The organism is Bacteroides sp., from assembly GCF_019417265.1.
Lineage (GTDB): Bacteria > Bacteroidota > Bacteroidia > Bacteroidales > Bacteroidaceae > Phocaeicola.
On sequence record NZ_DXVR01000112.1, the window covers coordinates 1 to 7,662 of the forward strand.

General features: G+C 41.0%; 8 protein-coding genes. All 8 read left to right on the forward strand.

Annotated features, from left to right (window positions below; genetic code table 11):
• The first annotated feature begins 242 nt into the window (after positions 1–242).
• Complete coding sequence (locus tag QZ379_RS11225; RefSeq protein WP_291564615.1) at positions 243–776, forward strand: DUF4199 domain-containing protein; 534 nt, start codon at positions 243–245, stop codon at positions 774–776.
• A gap of 40 nt (positions 777–816) precedes the next feature.
• Positions 817–1,767: a glycosyltransferase gene (locus QZ379_RS11230; RefSeq protein WP_291564618.1), complete on the forward strand. Its 951-nt coding sequence runs from the start codon at positions 817–819 to the stop codon at positions 1,765–1,767.
• Between the two features lie 8 nt (positions 1,768–1,775).
• Complete coding sequence (locus QZ379_RS11235; RefSeq protein ID WP_291564620.1) at positions 1,776–2,324, forward strand: DUF6452 family protein; 549 nt, start codon at positions 1,776–1,778, stop codon at positions 2,322–2,324.
• Complete coding sequence (locus QZ379_RS11240; RefSeq protein WP_291564623.1) at positions 2,275–2,982, forward strand: DUF6048 family protein; 708 nt, start codon at positions 2,275–2,277, stop codon at positions 2,980–2,982. The genes QZ379_RS11235 and QZ379_RS11240 overlap by 50 nt, the downstream gene beginning before the upstream one ends.
• Positions 2,983–2,993: 11 nt before the next feature.
• Positions 2,994–3,560, forward strand: a complete 567-nt coding sequence (locus QZ379_RS11245) for a manganese efflux pump MntP family protein (protein WP_291564624.1) — start codon at positions 2,994–2,996, stop codon at positions 3,558–3,560.
• Between the two features lie 14 nt (positions 3,561–3,574).
• Complete coding sequence (locus tag QZ379_RS11250; protein ID WP_291564627.1) at positions 3,575–4,588, forward strand: FAD:protein FMN transferase; 1,014 nt, start codon at positions 3,575–3,577, stop codon at positions 4,586–4,588.
• Positions 4,589–4,917: 329 nt separating this feature from the next.
• A complete protein-coding gene (gene gdhA / locus QZ379_RS11255) occupies positions 4,918–6,255 on the forward strand; it encodes an NADP-specific glutamate dehydrogenase (RefSeq protein WP_291564630.1) in 1,338 nt (445 codons plus the stop codon).
• A gap of 173 nt (positions 6,256–6,428) precedes the next feature.
• On the forward strand, positions 6,429–7,662 hold a 1,234-nt coding region (locus QZ379_RS11260; protein ID WP_291564634.1), incomplete at its 3' end, for a fimbrillin family protein.

Here is a 7,662-nt window from a genome sequence, read left to right on the forward strand (position 1 = left end):
GCCCTGGAGGATTCGAAGGGAGCTGGCCGTATGGGACTTACCCATGTTATGTCTTGCTTTCGAGTGAACTGTATCGTTGTTTCTCGATTGCGGGTGCAAAGGTAGGTATTTTTTTTAAATACACAAGCATTCTCCAATAAAAAAATAAACTTTTTACCTCAAAAAGATGATTTTTCTCCGTTTTATATACTTCCTATGCCGAAAAAACTTACTTTTGCAGTATAATTACTATAATGATATATATGGAAGATAAACCTAAGACACTACAAGAGCATGCAATGTATTTCGGCACTATGATGGGAATATTCTGGATAATCAAATTCTCATTCCTGCCTATGGGCTTCAAAATACCACTTCTACAACTTCTATTCATATTCATGACCATGTTTGTCCCAATATTGGGATACATATATATCCGCAAGTATAGAGAACGCTATTGCGGCGGAGAGTTGTCATTCATGCGCGGATGGGTATTCTCATTATATATGTATTTCTTCGCAGCATTACTGACGGCTGCCGCACATTATGTTTACTTCAGATTTATAGACAACGGATATCTGATGGGAACATATCTGGAACAGATGGAAAATCTGAAGTCAACACTTACCGGCGATTTGGAAGCCTCCGTAGACCAGCTTATCCGGAATCTTGACATCATAGCTTCGATGTCGCCACTGCAACTGACACTGCAATTAATATTCCAGAATATTTTTTACGGAGCAATTCTTTCGTTACCCACTGCCCTATTGGCCATGAGAAGAAAGAAAAACTCATAAACTCAAAAGCTTAAAAAACTCATAAACTTAAAAACTCAAAATGGATATATCAGTAGTAATACCTCTGTATAACGAAGAAGAATCACTGCCTGAACTTCATGCGTGGATAGAAAAAGTAATGAACGAACACGGCTTCAGCTACGAAATCATATTCGTAAACGATGGCAGTACCGACGGTTCGTGGAACGTGATAGAAAACCTGAGCAAGAAACATGCCAATATAAAAGGTATAAAGTTCCGCCGAAACTACGGGAAATCCCCTGCCCTGTTCTGTGGATTTGAGAAAGCGGAAGGCGATGTGGTAATAACAATGGATGCCGACCTGCAGGACAGTCCGGACGAGATTCCGGAACTATACAGAATGATTACTGAAGACGGGTATGACCTTGTTTCAGGATGGAAACAGAAAAGATACGACCCGCTCTCAAAGACCATACCGACAAAACTTTTCAATGCCACAGCCCGAAAAGTTTCAGGTATAAAAAATCTTCACGACTTTAACTGTGGCCTTAAGGCTTATCGCCGCGATGTAATAAAGAACATCGAAGTTTACGGCGAGATGCACCGCTACATACCATATTTGGCCAAGAATGCCGGCTTCAGCAAAATCGGCGAGAAAGTAGTGCATCATCAGGCAAGAAAATACGGCAAGACAAAGTTCGGAATAAACAGATTTGTCAATGGATATCTTGACCTTATTACACTGTGGTTCCTGTCGAAATTCGGAGTCAAGCCTATGCACATCTTCGGATTCCTCGGTTCAATAATGTTCTTCCTCGGATTTATAGCCGTAATAGCCGTGGGAGCAATGAAGATATACAACATGCATGCCGGCAATCCGTACAGCCTCGTGACAGACAATCCGTATTTCTTCCTCGCACTTACTACAATGATATTGGGAACACAGCTCTTCATAGCCGGATTCCTCGGTGAACTTGTAGCCCGGAACTCGCAGGAAAGAAACAAATACCAAATAGAAAAAGAACTGTAAGAACCAAAATGAAAAGACTACCTGCAATATTCATAGCAATAATCCTGCTTGCAACATTCTTTCTGAACAGTTGCGAAGGCGAAAGCTGTCCGCCAAATGCCCTGGCATATGCAAAGTTCACGTTAGTCAACCAGCATGGCAAAGCGGTGGCTCCAACTGTTCCGGCCAGCATTATTGGACAGATGACAGCCGATGTAACCGTTTATGACACTCTCGACAACGGGCAGATAGTGGAAAGAATCGTGGAAGACTCGATAATAAGCGACACACTTATAAATAAGGAAAGCAATATGAGTACTTTCAAGGTTCCATTAAGTTATTCAAACGAAACAACATTAATAATAGACTTAAACGGAGAGCAACAGGATTACATCACTATCAAGCACAACAACAGACCTTATTTCATGAGTGTGGATTGCGGCACAATGATGTTCCACGAAGCTACGGAAGTGACACACAGCTACGGAATTGACTCCATAGAAATCATAAACCCAAACATAGACAATTATGAGAAAGAAAACTTCAGGATATATTATACAGTGGCTGATACTCAGTAGTCTGCTGATATGTCCGACGTATGTTTTCGCACAAAAGAAAAAAGACAAGGACAAAGAAAAGACAGAGAAAGTCAAACTATATCAGGGAACGACCATCGGAGTGGAAATTGCCGGATTGGGAAACTATGTCCTCGGCAGTGACATCCTGAGCAGCGACGTAATGCTTCAGGCCAATTTCCTTAACCGCTTCCTTCCAATAGTGGAAGTCGGCTACTGTAAGGTAAACACGCTGAGCGATGCTACCGACATTCGCTACAAGACTGCTGCTCCGTTTTTCAAGGTCGGAATGGATTACAACTTTTTCCACAACAAGCCTCACCTGCCGGGATTCCTGTTCGGAGGATTGAGATACGGATTCTCATCATTCGTATATGATGTAGACGGTCCGACAATGACAGACCCCAACTATGGAGGACAGATACAGGTACCTTTCTCCTATCATGGGGTAAACACCACTGCTCACTGGCTGGAAATAGTAGGCGGAATGAAAGTAAAAATCTATAAAGGTTTCTGCATGGGCTGGAGCGTAAAATACAAAAGACGACTCAGCTACACCAAGCATGCCAATACCGAACCATGGTATATACCGGGATACGGCGAAAATGCCGGAACAGCCTTCACCCTGTCATACCATCTGATGTATAATCTTCCGTTTTAATAACTCAAGACATGAGCATAATAGAAATATGGCTTTTAGCGATAAGCCTTGCAATTGACTGCTTCACGGTTTCAGTGGCAAGCGGTATAATCCTTCATCAGATAGAATGGAAAACCTTCCTCAAGATGGGCTTTTTCTTCGGACTTTTCCAGGCCATGATGCCTTTCCTGGGATGGTTGGGCGCAAAAAGTTTCCATCACTACATCGAGGCCTACGACCATTGGATAGCATTCGGACTCCTTTCATTCCTTGGCGTAAGGATGATAAAGGAATACTTCAGCGATGAAGAATCGGAAAGTTTCAATCCACGAAAACTGAAAGTCATACTCACCCTGGCCGTGGCTACAAGTATCGACGCACTTGCCGTGGGAATATCATTCGCATTCACCGGATTCAAGACACTGAGTTCGCTCATCCATCCACTCATAGCCATCGGAGTGGCATCGTTCGTAATCTCCGTAATAGGAAGTCTGATAGGAGTATTCTTCGGAAAACGATTCAATCTTAAGATGGAAATCTTCGGAGGACTTGTACTTATAGGCATCGGAGTAAAAATTCTTATCGAACATTTATCATAAAAACATACACAATCATGAACAATAAATCTTTAAAATGGCAGATACCGTTCCTCATTCTGCTTGTTGTAGGAACTGTTTTAATTCTGAAAAAACAGCCACCGTTCCACACCGACCAGGGACTTGTGTTCGGAACAATGTATAAAATCACTTACCAGCATAATGAAAATCTGAAAACAGAAATCGAAGCCGCTTTGAAAGAGGTAGACAATTCCCTTTCGCCATTCAACAAGACTTCTGTTATCACAAAGATTAACAATAACACTGACATGACAGCAGACAGCCTTCTGACTGACGTTTTCATGTTGGCCAAAAGCATATCCGAAGAAACGGACGGTGCTTTCGACATCACTGTTGCCCCGCTTGTAAACGCCTGGGGATTCGGTTTCGACAGTTCCACCAATGTGAGCCGTGAAACTATAGACTCGCTGCGCCGGTTCGTCGGTTTTGAAAAGATAGCACTGAAAGACGGCAAAATAGTGAAACAGGACAGCAGAACAATGCTTGACTGCAGCGCAATAGCCAAAGGCTATGGAGTAGACCACGTGGCACGTCTGCTCGACAGTAAAGGAGTGGAAAACTACATGATAGATATAGGTGGCGAACTGGTTCTGAAAGGCAAGAATCCGAAAATGAATGTTTGGCGCATAGGTATTAACAAGCCAATAGACGATTCCCTGTCAGTAAACCAGGAACTGCAGACCGTGATAGAAATCACCAACGCCGGACTTGCCACTTCGGGCAATTACCGCAATTTCTATTACAAAGACGGCAAGAAATATGCCCACACCATCAATCCTCGTACAGGCTATCCTGTACAGCACAACATCCTGTCGTCAACAGTAGTGGCAAAGAACTGCGCCACAGCCGATGCCTATGCCACTGCATTCATGGTTCTCGGCCTTGACTCTTCCGTTGCTATCTGCAATGCCCATCCTGAAATTGATGCATATTTCATCTATTCCGACGACAAGGACTCAACCCGCGTTTTCTATACGGACGGAATGAAAAGATTTATCAGAAGCAAATAAAATTCAAAATTCTTCGACAGAGAAAGCGGAACACGTACGTGTTCCGAGTGTAACACGAACGTGACGCGCGCGTTACACGAACGTGTTCCGCCCGTTACACGTACGTGTCACGGTTTTCAGGACGGTGCGTTTTTCATAAAAAGACTCGACATTTGTTTCATTATATCGAGGAAAGAGAACTATGAGAACATATACACTTCATGAATCATACTTACTTTTTATCATTATTTTACACAAATATACCCATAAAAACTTGCATATAATATAGAATTTCATAACTTTGCAGATAACAAAACATTTCATTTTGTCAGATCTTAATATTTTGAATTATGAATATCAATCAAATCATGGCTTCACTGGAAGCTAAGCATCCGGGTGAATCAGAGTATCTGCAGGCAGTAAAAGAAGTATTGCTCTCTATTGAAGATGTATATAATCAGCATCCTGAGTTTGAAAAAGTATCATTGATAGAACGTCTGGTAGAACCGGACAGAATTATAACTTTCCGTGTACCTTGGGTAGACGATAAAGGCAAGGTACAGGTAAACATAGGTTACAGAGTACAGTTTAACAATGCTATAGGCCCTTACAAAGGCGGTATCCGCTTCCATGCATCAGTAAACCTCTCAATTCTGAAATTCTTAGGATTTGAGCAGACATTCAAGAATGCCCTCACTACCCTGCCTATGGGTGGCGGTAAAGGTGGTTCGGACTTCTCTCCTCGCGGAAAGAGCGATGCTGAAATCATGCGTTTCTGTCAAGCATTTATGCTTGAACTGTGGCGTCACGTAGGCCCGGATATGGACGTTCCGGCAGGCGATATCGGTGTAGGCGGCAGAGAAGTAGGCTATATGTTTGGTATGTACAAGAAACTGACTCACGAGTTCACCGGTACTTTCACCGGCAAGGGACTTGAATTCGGCGGTTCCCTCATCCGTCCTGAAGCAACCGGTTTCGGAGGTCTGTACTTCGTGAAACATATGCTCGACAAGAAAGGCATAGATATAAAAGGTAAGACAGTTGCCATATCAGGCTTCGGTAACGTGGCTTGGGGTGCGGCTACAAAAGCTACACAGCTCGGCGCAAAAGTAGTGACAATTTCCGGACCTGACGGATATATCTACGACCCGGACGGAATTAGCGGCGAAAAGATAGACTATATGCTTGAACTCCGTACTTCGGGCAACGATATAGTAGAACCTTACGCAGAGAAATTCCCGGGTTCTAAGTTCGTTCCGGGACGTCGTCCATGGGAAGTTAAGGTAGATATTGCACTTCCTTGCGCAACTCAGAACGAATTAAATGGCGAAGATGCTGGAAATTTGATAAAAAATTCCGTACTTTGCGTCGGAGAAATTTCAAACATGGGTTGTACTCCTGAAGCGATAGATGCATTTATTGAAAATAAGATAACTTATGCTCCTGGAAAAGCAGTCAATGCGGGCGGTGTTGCCACCTCAGGTCTTGAGATGAGTCAGAACGCAATGCATATGAGTTGGAGTGCGGAAGAAGTGGACGAAAAACTCCATCAGATAATGCATAATATCCATGAACAGTGCGTGAAATACGGAACTGAAGCCGATGGATATGTGAATTATGTGAAAGGTGCCAATATAGCAGGATTCATGAAAGTGGCTCATGCGATGATGGCACAAGGTATAGTATAGAATTAAATCTTTTTTTTGATTTAAGATATCTCGTTTAGTTGTATTTGTATTTTGTATTGTAGCTTGCGCTGCCCGGCCTGAGAAGGTATGGCAGCGTTTTTTTATGTTAAAAAAACGGACTTTTCGCATAATCATAGAGTTATATTACCCATTGATATAATATAAGGAGTAGAATGAAAGCAAAAATAATATTCTCAGTAATAACACTTTTCATATTGTCAGCGTGCGTAAAAGAAAGTTTGACAAATCCTCATAACGATAATATCGGCGACTTATCTGTCACCATTACCGGAAATTCCATGTGTGGGTTCTCAAACAAAAATTCCAGAGCTGCTACTATAAGCCAGATACCGGAAAACGGAAAAATAAAGTTTTACAGCAAAGGCGGAATAACTGCCGATGGTGATACCTTGACATTAGAAAACGGCCAATGGACCGGGCTGAAAAATGACAAGTGGAACACAAGTGAGAATGATGCATCAATTGCTGCCTATTATCCTGTAATAGACAACATCGCGGATTTATATTCAAAAAACGGTGAATTGCAGGACATGGTCTGGTGCAATACGACTGTAAAATTGGGAAAGAATGTAAACCTGACTTTCAGCCATATGTTTGCAAAACTTGTGATAAACATAGAAAGCGAACTTAATGACACTGTGAAAGATGTGAAAGTGAAAATACCATCAAAAATCAGCGGTATAGACTTTTATACAGGAAAACTTTCATTCTTGGAAGGTGGAAATGCGGATGTTACACTTACAAAGAACACTGAAGGTAAATACGAGATATTCATTCCGGCATCAAATGACTGTAATATTTCATTAGAAATAACATGCAATAAAGGTAAGAAATACAATTCCTCAATTAATAATAAGGTATATAATTCAGGATATGAGTATATATGTAATGTGAAACTTAATCCAGGCATATATACAACCACTGATTTCATCGCATTTACACACCTAATAAATGGTGAAACAGAATATAATGGAAAAACTTTAGAGGATTTCTATGTAATGCAAGATGGGAAAAGGGAATTTAATCTTTATAATGATTTAAGTTTTACGGATGAAGAATCAAAACTTATTGAATTAATAGGTAATAGGAGTAAAGAATTTAACGATATATTTAACGGTAATAATCACAAACTAAGTAATATAACTTTATACGAAAAGTCTAATTGCTCAGTTTTCGCATTATTTGTTACAACTGGCAAAGATGCAATAATTAAAAACCTGATTCTTTCTGATTGTGGATATAAAACACAATACGACAAAGATTTATCAGCATTATCAGGGAAAAACAATGGTTTAATTGAGAATTGTCATATTATTAATTTTACTTATAATAACATAGCAAGCAAATCATACAGCTGCATAGCAAACACTAATAAAGGAACTATAA

Bases quoted from the DNA above. Each gene is read 5' to 3' on its own strand.
- QZ379_RS11225 (WP_291564615.1), top strand. From the start codon at position 243: ATGGAAGATAAACCTAAGACACTACAAGAGCATGCAATGTATTTCGGC.
- QZ379_RS11230 (WP_291564618.1), top strand. From the start codon at position 817: ATGGATATATCAGTAGTAATACCTCTGTATAACGAAGAAGAATCACTG.
- QZ379_RS11235 (WP_291564620.1), top strand. From the start codon at position 1,776: ATGAAAAGACTACCTGCAATATTCATAGCAATAATCCTGCTTGCAACA.
- QZ379_RS11240 (WP_291564623.1), top strand. From the start codon at position 2,275: ATGAGAAAGAAAACTTCAGGATATATTATACAGTGGCTGATACTCAGT.
- QZ379_RS11245 (WP_291564624.1), top strand. From the start codon at position 2,994: ATGAGCATAATAGAAATATGGCTTTTAGCGATAAGCCTTGCAATTGAC.
- QZ379_RS11250 (WP_291564627.1), top strand. From the start codon at position 3,575: ATGAACAATAAATCTTTAAAATGGCAGATACCGTTCCTCATTCTGCTT.
- gdhA (WP_291564630.1), top strand. From the start codon at position 4,918: ATGAATATCAATCAAATCATGGCTTCACTGGAAGCTAAGCATCCGGGT.